This is a genomic window from Streptomyces sp. NPDC090445 (assembly GCF_044769385.1).
Classification (GTDB): domain Bacteria; phylum Actinomycetota; class Actinomycetes; order Streptomycetales; family Streptomycetaceae; genus Streptomyces.
This window is the reverse complement of sequence record NZ_JBIVXV010000022.1, coordinates 106887-120759: the sequence shown is the minus strand read 5'-3', so window position 1 is coordinate 120759 and position 13873 is coordinate 106887. Positions and strand designations below refer to the sequence as shown.

Annotated in this window: 9 protein-coding genes; 3 read left to right on the top strand and 6 right to left on the bottom strand. The window is 74.1% G+C overall.

Annotation, left to right across the window (positions count from 1 at the left end; translation table 11 throughout):
- The first annotated feature begins 148 nt into the window (after nt 1-148).
- The gene (locus ACIQUT_RS30595) at nt 149-1024 is read left to right on the top strand and encodes a helix-turn-helix transcriptional regulator (protein ID WP_403567571.1); all 876 of its coding nucleotides are present in this window, start codon (nt 149-151) and stop codon (nt 1022-1024) included.
- An 80-nt stretch (nt 1025-1104) separates the two neighbouring features.
- On the opposite strand, the gene ACIQUT_RS30590 is transcribed toward ACIQUT_RS30595, so the two are convergent.
- A complete protein-coding gene (locus ACIQUT_RS30590) occupies nt 1105-2058 on the bottom strand; it encodes an ion transporter (protein ID WP_403567580.1) in 954 nt (317 codons plus the stop codon).
- Between the two features lie 349 nt (nt 2059-2407).
- On the opposite strand from ACIQUT_RS30590, the gene ACIQUT_RS30585 reads away from it, so the two are divergent.
- Nucleotides 2408-5230 (top strand): LuxR C-terminal-related transcriptional regulator, encoded by a 2823-nt coding sequence (locus ACIQUT_RS30585; protein WP_403567569.1) that lies wholly within the window; start codon nt 2408-2410, stop codon nt 5228-5230.
- Between the two features lie 119 nt (nt 5231-5349).
- On the top strand, nt 5350-5547 hold the full coding sequence (locus ACIQUT_RS30580; RefSeq protein WP_403567568.1) for a hypothetical protein: 198 nt from the start codon (nt 5350-5352) through the stop codon (nt 5545-5547).
- A gap of 60 nt (nt 5548-5607) precedes the next feature.
- Here ACIQUT_RS30580 and ACIQUT_RS30575 read toward each other — a convergent pair whose 3' ends face one another.
- The 5 genes from ACIQUT_RS30575 to ACIQUT_RS30555 form a co-directional block, all read right to left on the bottom strand.
- On the bottom strand, nt 5608-6954 hold the full coding sequence (locus ACIQUT_RS30575; RefSeq protein WP_403567566.1) for a hypothetical protein: 1347 nt from the start codon (nt 6952-6954) through the stop codon (nt 5608-5610).
- A gap of 131 nt (nt 6955-7085) precedes the next feature.
- The gene (locus tag ACIQUT_RS30570; protein WP_403567564.1) at nt 7086-7829 is read right to left on the bottom strand and encodes a carbonic anhydrase; all 744 of its coding nucleotides are present in this window, start codon (nt 7827-7829) and stop codon (nt 7086-7088) included.
- Nucleotides 7830-8031: 202 nt separating this feature from the next.
- Nucleotides 8032-10845, bottom strand: coding sequence for an ATP-binding protein (locus ACIQUT_RS30565; protein WP_403567562.1), 2814 nt, complete (start codon nt 10843-10845; stop codon nt 8032-8034).
- Between the two features lie 326 nt (nt 10846-11171).
- Nucleotides 11172-12527, bottom strand: a complete 1356-nt coding sequence (locus ACIQUT_RS30560; protein ID WP_403567560.1) for a cytochrome P450 — start codon at nt 12525-12527, stop codon at nt 11172-11174.
- A gap of 15 nt (nt 12528-12542) precedes the next feature.
- Entirely contained in the window at nt 12543-13448 is a 906-nt protein-coding gene (locus tag ACIQUT_RS30555; protein WP_403567558.1) for a terpene synthase family protein, read from the bottom strand.
- Nucleotides 13449-13873: the final 425 nt, after the last annotated feature.

Below are 13873 nucleotides of genomic sequence, written 5' to 3'. Positions count from 1 at the left end.
GACGGCAGCCGCCTGATAGCCACACCCAGCACCCCTGGGCGACCCAACCCTACGAATGGCTCGATCAACCCACTCAAGAACGTAGAGCCGCCTGAGGGGGTCCCGCAGGGCCAGGCTGCGTACCGCCCCGCCGGTGAGAATCGTGGGCATGAGCACCACAGCCACCCCCGCCGGCGGCCTCGGCGACTTCCTGCGCACCCGCCGCGCCCTCCTGCACCCCGGCGACGTGGCGCTGCCCGACTTCGGCGGCGTACGCCGCGTCGCCGGGCTGCGCCGCGAGGAGATCGCCCGGCTCGCCGGCGTCAGCGTCGACTACTACACCCGGATGGAGCAGGGCCGCGTACCCAACCCGTCCGACGCGGTCCTGGACGCACTCGCCCGCGCGCTGCGCCTCGACGAGGACGAGACCCGCCACCTCCACCGGCTGGCCCGCCCCACGCGGCCCGCCCGGCCCGCGTCTCCTGCGGACGGCGGGGCTCCCGCGGCGCAGCGCGTCCGCCCCATGCTCCGCCGGCTCCTGGACGAACTCCACGACATGCCCGCCGTCGTGATGGGCGAGCGGATGGACATCCTCGCCTGGAACCGGGCGGCGGCCGCGCTCTTCGGCGACTACGGCGCCCTGGACCCCGCCGAGCGCAACATCGCCCGCATCACCTTCCTCGACCCGGCGTCCCGCAGCCTCTACGGGGACTGGGAGTCCTGCGCCCGCGAGAACGCCGCCTTCCTGCGGCTGGAGGCGGGCCGCCGGCCCGGCGACCGCCGGCTCGCCCGGCTCGTAGCGGAACTGGCGGAGCGCAGCGAGGACTTCCGGAGCCGGTGGGCCGAACACCCCGTCGCCGACAAGACCTCCGGCACGAAGCACTACCACCACCCGGTCGCCGGCGACCTCGTCCTCTCCTACGAGACCCTGCGCGCCGCCGACGATCCCGCCCAGGCGCTGATCATGTACGCGGCCGAACCGGGCAGCCCCTCCGACGACGCCCTGCGCCTGCTGCTGTCCTGGACGGCGGCTGCCGGCGGGTAGACGACCGGCCCGGCCCCGGTGTGCGGGCGGCGGGCGGGCTCCGCCCGCGCGAGCCGGAGGCATCGGCACGGCGCGGCGGCTCAGGCGGGCGGCCCGGCCACGGCGTGGAGTTCCGCCGGGACCGCGCAGGCCGGGCCCGCAGGTTTCTCGGACCGGTCGGCCCGCGCCGGGTACGGGGCCCCGGCCAGCGCGGCCTCCACCTCGTCCAGCGCCCGCCGGGCCTCCGCCAGGCGGGCCCGGAGCTCGGCGGACGCGGGGCCGGCCGGGTCGGGGCGACCCTGCTGCTTGAGATCGAGCCGGGCCTGCCGCTCCTGCTCCCGGGCCTCTTCCAGGGAGCCCAGCACCACCCCGATCAACACGTTGACCAGGACGAACGAAGCCAGCAGCACGTACGAGGCGTAGTACAGCAGCGTCAGCCGCGACAGCTCCAGCCCGGCCCGCACCGCGTCCGCGAAGCCGTCCATCGTGGTCAGCAGGAACAGCGTGAGGCAGGCCCGGCCCACCGACCCGAAGTGCACCGGGTCGCTGTCGGCGAAGCACATCCAGCCGACCATCGCGTACACGTACACCACGAGCGCGCCCACGCACAGGAAGCCGATCGTCCCGGGCACGGCCCGCCCCACCGCGATCAGCAGCACCCGCAGCTGGGGCAGGAACCGGGCGGTGCGCAGCACCCGGCTGAGCCGCAGCAGCCGCAGCACGCTCGTGTTCTCCCGGATCAGCGGCAGGAACGCGGCCAGCAGCACGGCCAGGTCGAACAGGTTCCACGGGTCCCGGAGGAAAGCTTTCGGCCGGTCGGCGCACGCGGCGGCGCGCACCGCCAGCTCCGCGGCGAACAGGGTCAGGAAGAAGAGGTTCTCGGCGCCCGCCAGCAGCTCCCGGTGCGCGGCGGCGAACCCGCTGTAGGTCTCCGCGCCCAGCAGCACCGCGTTGCACAGGATCAGTGCGAGGACGCCGGCCCCGAAGGCGGGGGAGTCGACGAGGGCCCGGCAGCGCGCGGCCAGGCGGATGCGGGGCGGAGCGGAAGGGGCGATGACAGTCAAGGCCGGTCCTCGAACGATCGGGCAGCCAGTGGCCGCGGTGACACGGAGCCGGCGGTGATCGTGACACCCCGGACGGCCCCGCCCGCTTCAAGATCACCCGCATGAGTGGCGTTTCCGCGCTTTCTCACGCCATCGGGTGACCGGGGCAGGAGCCGGTCGCCGCGCACCGGTAAGCGGCCCGCACCGGTACGAGGCCGGCGCGGGGCGGCCCGGCCCGGCCCGGCGCGGCCCGCGCATCACCCGGCAGGGGTGATCCGACAGGTGTCCGGCCTGCGCGCGACGTACGCTCATGCCGAAAGGGATCCGCACGCGCGGCCGCCCCGTCCTCCTGGTGATAGGCATGGGTGAGACAGCAGCCCCCCGCTCCACACCCCGCACGGCAGCACGGGAGCCCCGTGGCACCCGGGCCTTCGGCGTGCCGGTCCTGCCCACCCGCTTCGCGATCCCCTCCGTCCCGCACACCTTCGTCCGCAGGCCCCGCCTCACTCAGCGGCTGGCCGACGGCGTCGACCGCCCCCTGGTGCTGGTCAACGGCCCGGCCGGCGCCGGAAAGACCCTCCTCGTCGCCGACTGGCTCGCCCGGGACCCCCTCCCGTGGCCCGTCGCCTGGCTGACCGCCGAGGCCGACGACAACGCCCCGGGCATGTTCTGGGCCTACGTCCTGGAGGCACTGCGCCACCACGGGCTGCCCCTGCCCGACGACGTCGGCACCCCGGCCCGCGCCGAAGAGGTCGACCACGCGCTGCTCGTCCGCTTCGCCGCGTACCTGAGCGGGCTGGGCGACCCGGTCCTGCTCGTCCTGGACGAGTTCGACCGGGTCACGGCACCGCTGATCGCGGAGCAGGTCGAGTTCGTCCTCCAGCACTCCCGCCCCGCGCTGCACCTGCTCCTCATCAGCCGTACGGAGCCGCTGCTGCCGCTCCACCGGTACCGCGCCGGCGACGAGATGGCCGACATCCGCGGCGCGGACCTGGCCTTCACCCGGGACGAGACGGCCGCCCTCCTGGACCGCCACGGCCTCGACGGCGGCGCCGAGGCGGCGCGGCTGCTGACCGAGCGGACGGAGGGCTGGGCCGCCGGGGTGCGGCTGTGCGCCCTGGCCATGCACGAGACGGACGACCCGGCCCGCTTCCTGAAGGAGTTCGAGGCGGGCCGCAGCACCGTCGCCGACTACCTCCTCGGCGAGGTCCTGGCCACGCAGCCCTTCGAGACCCAGGACCTGCTGCTGCGCACGAGCATCCTGGAGCAGGCCCACCCCGACCTGGCGAACGCCCTGACGGGCCGCGAGGACGGCGCCGCCATCCTGGCCTCACTGGAGCGGGCGAACGCCTTCGTCACCGCCGCCGGCCACTCCTGGTACCGGCACCATCCCCTGTTCGCCGAGATCCTGCGGGTCCACCTGCGGTCCGGGCAGCCCGGGCTGGAGCGGGAACTGCACCGGACGGCGGCCCGCTGGCTCTGCGATGCCGGGCAGCTCGTGAGCGCCCTGCCGCATGCCGCCGCGGCCGGCGACTGGGAGTTCGCCGCCTCGCGGTTCGTCGGCCGCCTCGCCGTCGGCCGCCTCTTCACCGGCCTCGACACGGACCGGCTGGCCGAGGTCTTCTCCGCGATGCCCCCCGGCACTCCGGGCCCCGCCCCCGAACTGGTGCGGGCCGCACTCCGCTTCGCCCGGTACGACGCCACCGGCGGCCTCGCCCGCCTGCACGCGGCCGGGGAGCGGCCGGCTCGGGACCCGAAGGACCCGCAGAACGCGCCGGAGCTGCCCGCGGTGCAGCTGACCCGCGCGTTCCTGCGCGTGCTGGCGGGCAGGCTGACCGGCTCGGCGGCCATGGCCGAGGAGGCCGCCGCGGATGCCGAGGAGGCGGCCCGGCAGGTGCCGCCCGAGTACCTCGCACAGCATCGCGAACTGTCCGCCCTGCTCCTGACCGGCCTGGGGGCCGCACGGCTGTGGGCCGGGCAGCTCGATACCGCCGCGGAGGCGCTGTCCGCCGCCGTCGACGCCTCCGAAGGCCCGGAGCTCGCCTCCCCGCGGCACGAGGCCCTGGCCCGGGCCGCCCTGATCGACCTCCTGCACGGGCGGCTCGGCCGCGCCGAGGCCCGCGCCCGCGAGGCGGCCGCCGAGGCGACGCGGAACGGCCTCCTGCCGGCCCACTGCAGTGGGGCGGCCGACCTGGTGCCGGCGGCGGTCGCCATCGAGCGGGACGACCTGGCGGCAGCGGGCGCGGCTGTCGAGCGGGCCGCGGAATCCGCGGGCGCCCGCGACGACCCCGTCGTCGCCGCCGGCATCGCGATCCTGCGCGCACGCCTGCTGCTGGCCGGGGGAGACCCGTCGGCAGCCCTGGAGCGGCAGGCCGGAGCCGCCGCCCACCCGGCGGGCGGAGAACCCTCCCCCTGGGCGGACGCCCACCTCGCCCTGGCCGCATCGGCCGCGCACCTGGCCCTGGGGGACCCGAAGGCCGCGCGCGAGGCCCTCGGCGATCCGGCCCGGTTCCCCGCCGTACCGGCCGGGGCCGCACCCTGGGTGCCGGAACACGCCGTCGCCGCCGCCCGCGCCTGGAGCGCGGACGGCGAGCACGCGCGGGCGATCGAGGCCCTGGACCCCCTCACCACCGGCAACGCCGCCGGCCCCGCAGTGACCGTACGCGCACTGCTGGCGCGCGCCGAGGCCGCGGACGGCCTGGGCGACACGACGACGGCCCGGCGCCTGGTCGTGCGCGCCCTCGCCCTGGCCCGCCCCGAGCGGCTGCGCCGGCCGTTCCTCGACGCCGGACCGTGGCTGCGCCGGGCCCTGCGCGCCCGCCCGGTTCCCGGCCACGACTGGCTCACCCCCGGACTCGCCGGAGCCGGAGCCGGAGCAGGAGCCGGAGCAGGAGCAGGCGCAGGAGCAGGCGCAGGGTCCGCGGCCACAGCCGGACCTCGCGTCGCAGCCCGGTCCGCGGAGACTGCCGCGGCGGGGGCAGTCCTCGTGGTCGAACCGCTCAGCGAACGCGAGCACGACGTCCTCGCCTGCGCGGCGCAGCTGCTGTCCACCGAGGAGATCGCCGCCGAGCTGAGCCTCTCCGTCAACACGGTCAAGACCCACCTCAAGAGCATCTACCGCAAGCTCTCCGCGAACCGCCGCGGCGAAGCGGTCCGCCGGGCCCGCGAGCTGGAGCTGCTCTGAGACGTCGGCGCACACGCCGCGCGCCGTGCCGCGCTCACCTTCACCGGGTGATGCCCGCGGGCCGCGACGCGCCCAGCATGGAGGGAACGAGCCTTCCCGGCAGGGAGAAGAGTGCGCTCATGCGATACGAGATCCGCATCGACGGGCAGATGTCGGAGACCCTCAGCGGGGCCTTCCCCGAGCTGAAGAACTTCCTCGTCACCGACGAGACGGTCCTGTTCGGCCCCGTCACCGACGAGGCCCACCTCTACGGCCTGCTCGCCCGCTTCCAGGCCCTCGGCCTGCACGTGGTGGAGATGCGCCGGCTCCCGGAGTGACCGGGAGCCCGCCCTGTGCCGCCGCGCCACCCCGAGCGGGTGATGCGGGCGCCGCCCGCATCACCCGGCGTCCGGGGGCGGCCCCGCCGGGTGCTCCGCGCCCGCGCCCCGGCCCCCGTTCACGCGGCCGCCGGCGGCGAGCAGCGCGATCAGGGCGAGCAGTGCGAGCAGGATGAGCACCAGCAGCAGGATGGTGAGCACCGTCGGGTGGTTCCACAGCGCGAAGACCAGGACCACCACGAGCATGGCGCCCAGCGTGATCCAGCGGCGGTTGGCCTCGACCCAGGTCCCGGTCCTGCCCGTGTGGATCCGGTGCTTGTCCGCCCACAGGGCGGCGGAGTCCGCGGTGCGGTCGGAGCCGGCCCGTACCGCCTTCGGCAGCCGGCCGGGGCCGACCAGATAGGCGCCGAGGGCGACGACGATGCCCAGGGCGATCGTGGTGCGCAGGCTGACCCGCAGGAAGTGCACGACCGTGTCGAAGATCGCCGCGGCCGCGGCCGGGGACTGCACCTGGGCGGGCAGGTGGTCGAGATAGTAGCGGCGGCCGATGACCAGGCCGATGGCCGTGATCAGGCAGGCGAACGCCGCGCCCAGCGCCGTCCAGGCGAGCGCGCGGCGCCGGTGCCGGGCCAGCAGCACCCCGCCCGCGCCGAGCAGCACGGTGATGACGGGCAGCCAGTTCCCGAGGACGTCCAGCAGGCGGGCGGCGTTGCGGATCTTGCCCAGTTCCTCGGAGTGGAACAGCACCATCTGCTTGTGCACTTCCGGGATCTTGCTCGCCGGGGACAGCCCGGCGTTCACGAGGGCGCCCTTGATCTGCTCCACCAGCGTGCCGATGTTCAGGGTGACCGTCCCGTCGGAGACGCCGACCGCGCCGCGGCCCTGGCCGGTGAGCGCGTGGACGACGGCGGTGTGCGCGACGCGGTTCGCGCCCGTCCAGACGTCGGCGAACTGGTCGCTCTCCACGAAGCGGGTGGCGACCTTGGTGACGGCCCCGTCGATGGCGGAGTCCACCTGGGGGGCCAGCCCGCGCACCGCGTCGGCGGCCCGGGGCGGCAGGCCCTGCGACTCCAGCCAGTCGGCGACGTCGTCGGTGACCGCCCGGGCGTCGACGCGGACGGCGACGGCCTCGGTGGCCCGGTGGACCGCGGCGGCCTGGACGGCCTCGTTCTTCGCGAGGGGGGCCATCGTGGCCACGTACCGGTCGGTGTCGAGGACGATGTCGTGCACCCACACGGTGAGCACCGAGACGGGCACCAGGATGCAGGTCAGGACGAGGACGACCGCCGAGACCGCGCTTTGGACGATGCGGCCCGCCGGTGATCCGCGCGCCGCGCCGTTCGCCTCGCGCGCCGGGCTCCCGGAGCGCGGCGGTTCCGGAGCGGACGGTTCGTTCGGAGAGGACATGGCAGCTCCAGGGCAGAGGGGTGCTCTGCCTCCATTGGCGCCCGGGCGCAGGCGCGCGGCACGCCTGGTGGGTCCGTCCGGGGTACTGCGGCCCGTCCCGCCCCGCCCGCCCGGGGGCCGGGGGCGGCCGGTCAGTCGAGGCGGGTCACCCGCTGGCTGCTGAGCTCGTACCGGGCTCCGACCACGGACAGGCGGCCCGAGGCGACCCGGCCCGCGAGATCCGGATCGGCCGCCAGACTCGCCCGTACCCGGCGCACGTTCGCGGTGACGGCCGCGTCCACCCGGGCGCGCCGGGGCAGGCCGGGATCCACCGCGGGGCGGATCCGGTCGGCGAGGTAGCGGATGTGGGCCGGCAGCGGGGCGCGGGTGGCGTCCGCGTCCACCGCGGCCGCGACCGCCCCGCACCCCTGGTGGCCGAGGACGACGACCAGCGGGATGTCCAGCTCCAGCACGCCGTACGCGATGCTGCCCAGGACGGCCTCGTCCAGGACCTGGCCCGCCGAACGCACCGTCAGCAGGTCGCCCAGCCCCTGGTCGAACACCAGCTCCGGCGGCACCCGGGAGTCGACGCAGCCGAGGACCACGGCGAACGGATGCTGCCCGCCCATCAGGACCCGCCGTACGGTGCGGCTCTCGTCCGGGTGCTGCTCGTGGAGGGTGCGCCAGCGCAGGTTCCCCGCCGCGAGCTCCCGCCACGCGGGCTCGGGCCCGGTGGGCCGGGGCCCGACCACGCCCGGCTCCGGGCGCGTGCCCGATGCCGATGACGCGAAGCAGAGCAGCCCGGTCCCCAGGAGGGCGGCGCCGCCCAGTCCGGCCCGCACCAGCCCGCGCCGTGCGACCGGGGGCGTCCTGCCGCTGTCGTTGTCGACACTCATGTGCGCCGAAGCTAGACCTCGCGGACCCGGCGGCCCGGCTGCCACCGCCGGACGTGGCACTCCCTTGGGCAACATTGGGCCGATCGTGCCGGCCACCCGCGGGCGCCGCCCGGGTGCCCGGCCACGGCTGCGGGAGCAGCTCGGGCGGAACGCCCCCGCCGGAACCCGGGCGGGGGCGTTCGGGGGAGTTCCCGGGCGGCCGTCACATGCCGAGCGCCCGGCGGAGCCCGACCCGGTTGGTGCCCAGCTTGGTGAAGACCGCAGACAGCAGCTCCGAGACCGCCGCAGCCTCGATGCGCAGCTCCTTGGCGATGGCCGTGTTGTCGAGGCCGAGGGCGGCGTGCCGGGCCGCCGCGTGCTCCGCGACCGTCAGCGCGTCCTTCTCGGAGGAGTGCAGCCGGCGCGGGCGCAGACCGGCCGAGGCGAGCTGGGTGCGGGCCCGGTCGGCGAGGGCGTCCGCACCGCAGGCCACGGCACTCTCCATGCCCCGGTACAGCTGCTCGGCAGCCCGGTGCGGATCGCCGATGGTCTGCAGCGCCGTGCCGTGGTCGATGAGGGCGTGCGCGAACTCGTACGCGGCCGGGGACTGTTCCAGGTGGGAGACCGCCTCCTGCAGCAGGACCGTCGCCTGCACCGGGTCCGTGGTCGCCGCCGCGACGCGCAGCGCCTGGCCGATCACACTGGACGCGCCGAACGCGCGGGCCCGGGCCACGGCCTCGGCCGCCGTGGCCCGCGCCAGCTCCGGGTTGTACGTGGCCTGGGCGAGGGCCAGGTCGAGCTGCCACGGACTCCACGAGGGGTTCCGCGTGCCGCGCAGGTCGAGGCGCCGGCCCACGGCGGTCAGCTGCTGCTCGGCCTCCTCGATCCGGCCCTGGGCCAGCAGGAGCCTGCCCCACACGGCCTGCGGGTCGGGATAGACGATGGCGCGCGGGAACCCGTCCGCCAGCCGGTAGGTGCGGGCGACCTTCTCGGCCTGGGCGAGGTGGCCGCGGGCGAGCAGCGTCTCGATGAGGGTGCCGATCGCGTACCAACGCGCCGTGATGTCGTACCCGATGCGGTCGGCGATCTCCAGGCCGTTGCGGACGAAGTCCTCGGCCTCGGCGAGCCGGCCGCGCCGGTACCGGACGTAGCCGAGCAGCGTGTACACGAACGACAGGTGCGCGCCGCGCCACCCCTTCGACTCGAAGTCGATGATGCCCTCGTTGAACAGCTCCTCGGCGCGGCCCGGCTGGTCGCAGTACATGAGGGTGACCGCGATGACGGCGGGCACCTCGAACCCGAAGTCCTGGTCGGTCCAGCTCATGCCGCCGTCGAGGGCCTGCTCCGCGAACTCGAGGGAGGTGGTGGCGGGCTCGCCGCGCATGGCGGCGTCCCAGGCGCGCAGGCCCAGGATGTGCCGCTCGGCCAGGCCGCGGCCGGCCAGCCGCTTGGCGAACTGGGCGAGGAGCCGTGACCGGGCGGGCGAGTTCTCCTCGTCGATCCGGACCGCGTTCCACTTGAACTGCTCGGCCTGCATGCGCAGCCGGGTGCGCGAACTCGTGGCGTGCCGGGCCTCGTCGGCCAGCAGCCCGGCGGCGTCCGCCAGCTGGCCGGTGTGCGCCAGCGCCTGCGCGAGCCGGTACGTGATCGACTCCCGGAGGCCCTGGGCGATCTGCGGTTCCTCCAGTGCCGTCCGGAGCTGGTTGATGGTCGTCACGGGGTCGTGCAGGAGGTTCGCCGAACCGAGTTCGAACAGCACCTCGGCCCGGTCCTCGGCCTCGGGCGGTTCACGCAGCGCCCGGGCCAGATAGCGCCGCGCGGCGTCGGGCGCGCCCGCGGAGAAACTGTCGCGCGCGGCCTGGCGCAGCTGCTGCACCACCCACGGGTCGCCCTCGGGGTGCATCTCCAGCACGTGGCGGGCGGCGGCGGTCGTGCCGTGCCCGTCGTCGATGAGGGCCTGTGCGGCCATGCCGTGCATGGCGACGCGCACCCCGGGCGGGATCGACCGGTAGACGGCGGTGGCGATGAGGGGGTGGTAGAACTCCACGACCTCCTTGCGCCGCAGGCTGGTCAGGACCGTCAGGATGCGGGCGGAGTGCAACTGCTCGATGGCATCGGCGGCCTGCGCCTCGCCGAGTGCCGCGACACTGCCGACGATGCCGGTCGGGACCGCCGTGCCCAGGACCGCTGCGGCCCAGGCGTACCGGACGGTCGACGCCCCGAGTTGCTCCAGGCGTTCGATGAGACCGCTGCCCTTGACGGCGGAGGCCAGATCGCGCAGCTGCACGATGTTGTCCTGGTGCGGCTTCAGCCCCCGGTCGCGGCCCTTCATCGCCAACTCGACGACCTCGAAGGGGTTGCCGCCGGTGATCGCCCAGCATTCGCGGCAGAACACGTCGTCGGCGTTCGACCCGAGGGCGTCCCGGACGATCTGCGCCACCGCGCTCGTCGTGAGGGGCGCCAGCTCGTGCGGCCGGGTCCCGCGCCGACCCATCAGGTTGCGCAGGCCGCCGGCATCCGTGGGGATCTCGTCCGGACGGCAGGCCACCATGATCAGCATGGACAGTTCCTCGGCGCGGGCCGCGAACGTGGTCAGCCAGGCCAGGGACTCCGCGTCCGCCCAGTGCGCGTCGTCGAGGATGAGCACGACCGGCGCGCTGCGCACCGTCAGCTGGGTGACGACCCAGTCCAGTCCGTCGCGCACGCCCTGCGGGTCCGGCGCCGCCGGGCCCTTCCGGGCCGCGGTCAGTCCGAGCGCCGGGGCGACGATGGTGCGCCAGTTGCCGAGCGCGGCCCGTCGCTCGTCCTCGGGCATGGCCGCGAACACCGGCTGGATGAACTGCCGCATCACGTGGAACGGCACCTGCCGCTCCTGTTCGCCGCCGCGTGCGAACAGCACGGTGCAGCCGTGGTCCGCGGCGTACCGGCGGGCCTCACCCAGCAGCGTGGTCTTGCCTATGCCGGCCGATCCCGCGAAGGTCAGCACGCCTCCGCGGCGGGTGGCCGCGTCCGTATCCTGGTCGGATACGCCGCGCACACCATCCACTGCGCGTCGGATCGCCAGCAATTCGGACTCCCGCTCGAGCAGGGGCTTCTCCGCCCCTCCTCTGGGTTCCATGGCATACGACATTCCTGCCCCCTCCTGCGCGTGCGGCCGAGTGTATGGCCCTGGGGACGAGACGTTGCCGAATCACGTTGCATTCTCCGTATCCCGCCACCCGTGCGAGTGCAATGCTGTACCCTCTGCGTGCTTCCTCGCGGTGGATTGATCGAGAAATGGCGGGAAGCGACCGCCAGGAGAACGCGATCGACAGGACCGCGCCGGTGGTCCCGGCGCGGTCGGGGCGAGCGGGGCGTACGGGGTCAGCGGCGCGCGACCGGAATCATGGGCAGTTCGTTCGGCTGGGGGATCCCTGCGGGAACCTCCCGTACGGCGGCTCCCGGGGCGGGCTCCAGGTGCCACCGGGAGGCGACGCTCGCCACCGCGGCCAGGATCTCCGCCACCGCGAACGAGTCCCCGATGCACTTGTGCTGGCCGGCCCCGAACGGGATGTACCGGTGGGCGCGCGGGCGTTCGCCCTCCTCCCGCCGCCAGCGGTCCGGATCGAAGACCTCCGGGTCGCGGAACAGCGACGGGTCCCGGTGCAGGGCGTACGGGCTGTAGGCCAGCTCGGCCCCTTCCGGGACGGACACGCCGCCGAGCGTGATCGGGACCAGGGCGCGCCGGGTGAACAGCAGCGGCGAGTGCAGCCGCAGCGCCTCCTGGAAGACGCGGTGCGCGTACGGCAGTGCGCCGAGGTCCGAGGGGCGGACGGGGCGGGCGCCCACCACCGCGTCCACCTCGGCGTGCAGGCGCTCCGCGACCTCGGGGTGGCGGCCTATCTCGTGGAACATCCAGGCCAGGGTGGTCGCGGAGGTCTCCGTACCGGCGAACATGATGGCGATCACCTCGTCCCGCACCTGCTCGGGATCCATCGTCCGGCCCGTCTCCGGGTCCGTGCTCGACAGCAGCATCGAGAGCAGGTCGTGGCGGCCCTCCGCGTCCCGGACCCGGTACTGCCCGATCACCTCGTCGATGATCCCGCGCAGGCGCTCCGCGGCCGTGTCGAAGCGCCGGTTGAGCGGAATCGGCAGCCTGTCCAGGGACTTGGGCATGACCGCGCGCAGCAGCATGCCCTCCAGGACGACGGGCAGGGAGCGGTGCACCTCGGCGACGGCAGGGCGGCTCAGCTCCCCCGAGAAGATCATCTCGGCGACCGAGGACATCGCGTAGCGGCGGGTCTCGGTGACGATCGAGACCTCGCGCCCGGCCGTCCACGACGAGGACATCGCCTCGGCCTGCCGGCACATCGCCTCGGCGTACCCGGTGATGTGGTTCCGGTGGAACGCCGGCTGGATCATCCGCCGCTGGGTGCGGTGGAAGTCGCCGTCGGTCGTCACGATCCCGTTGCCGAACACGGGGCGGAGCCTGTCGAAGATCCGCCCGCGGCCGAACCGCTGTGCCTGTCGGACCAGTACGGAGTGGACGTGTTCAGGGGTCGTCAGGACGTGGACCGGCCAGGTGCCGATGTCGATCCGTACGACCTCGCCGTGGTCCCGCAGCGACGTCAGGAAGGCGATCGGCTGCCGCCACAGGGGCAGGGCGTGGCCGAGGAGCGGTAACCGCCCGGGGGCCACGGGGGCGCCGGCCGCGGCGCCCCCTTGTTCCACGTGCGCCACGGGCGGACCCCCTCGTCATGCCACCGATACCAGGTCCGGGCGGGTGTACGCAGACTCCAGCCCGGCCGCGAACCGTTCGTCGCTGTACCGCGTGCACTCGTAACGCTGCCACAGATCCGCGCCGATCATCCAGTCTTCATAACTGCGTACGCATCGGGCGACCGCCTCGCGCAGGGCCGGTTCGGTCCCGTCGCCGGCGTCCAGGAGCCGGAACAGGCGCCCCTTGCACTGCAGGTATTCCTCTATGCGGGCGTGGATGCTGCTCTCCACCGTCCGCAGCGCGTCGGCGAGCGAGCACCGGTCCCGGGAGGCGACGAGGGTGACGAGGTTGTTGGTGTCCCCGCAGGAGTGCTCCTTCGGCAGCGAGAACACGTCGTTCTCCCACCCGATGATGTCCAGGGCGCTCGCGACGACCTCCCGGAACTCGGGGAGGTCGTGGATGTGCTGCGGCAGGTCGATGCCCAGCCCCGCCTCCACCATGTCCATCATGGGCAGCAGTTGGGAGCTGTGCCGGCGCAGGAGGACGTGGTCCTCGACCGTCGGGCGCACGCCGGCCCGCCTGTTGTGCGCCTCCTGGTCCAACGAGCGCAGCACGAGCCGGAAATGGGCCCGGAAGCGGGCCGCGGCCGGTTCGGACAGTCCGGCGAGGATCCGGTCGCACAGCTCGGTGAACCCGTGCACCAGCGGGTTCCCGTCCGCCGCCGCGCTGTTGAGCCGGCCCGTGCCCAGATAGTCGCCGATGGCGCCGACGACGGGCCGCCATGCGGAGAGCCCGCCGCTCCTGATGAGGTGGTCGTGCTGGTCGTCCAGGACGAAGGACCAGGCCATCCACTCGGCGAGGAGGACGACCGTCTCGTACGGCACCTCGCCGCTCACGCGGCTCGCGAGGTGGCCGAATCCGATCCCTGCGAACTGGTCCACGGCATCGGTCACCAGTTCGTGCCTCACCGTCCAGGCCGTCGCCTCCGCATTGGCGCGCGCGGCATGCGGGTGCTTCGCGTTCCCGAAAGGCAGATGGAAATCCGGAACGGTGAAATCTGTGAGCCCGGCCATTTGGTCCCCCATGGAGAAGTCTCGTTCGTCAGTACTCGCTCACTGTGAAACATGAGCGCTGCGACCTGGAGCGTTCCCCCTTTGCTGCGAAATTTTCATGGGGAAGTGTGATGTTTGTGGGGAGGAACCGGTCGTATGTCGAACGGATCCGGCCATCTGAAGGGCAATTAACCCTCAGGGGGGACGGCACTGTCAATGTGGGTCGACCGAAGAGGGCGAATTAGTCCCGAAAACCTGTGCTGTCTATTCGTACAGAATATGTGGATGGCATAGTCGCCGGCGGTCGCGGCCCC

What these genes read in the sequence shown, in the direction of transcription:
- ACIQUT_RS30575 (WP_403567566.1), bottom strand. Translation starts at nt 6,954, where the DNA reads ATGTCCTCTCCGAACGAACCGTCCGCTCCGGAACCGCCGCGCTCCGGG.
- ACIQUT_RS30595 (WP_403567571.1), top strand. Translation starts at nt 149, where the DNA reads ATGAGCACCACAGCCACCCCCGCCGGCGGCCTCGGCGACTTCCTGCGC.
- ACIQUT_RS30570 (WP_403567564.1), bottom strand. Translation starts at nt 7,829, where the DNA reads ATGAGTGTCGACAACGACAGCGGCAGGACGCCCCCGGTCGCACGGCGC.
- ACIQUT_RS30585 (WP_403567569.1), top strand. Translation starts at nt 2,408, where the DNA reads ATGGGTGAGACAGCAGCCCCCCGCTCCACACCCCGCACGGCAGCACGG.
- ACIQUT_RS30580 (WP_403567568.1), top strand. Translation starts at nt 5,350, where the DNA reads ATGCGATACGAGATCCGCATCGACGGGCAGATGTCGGAGACCCTCAGC.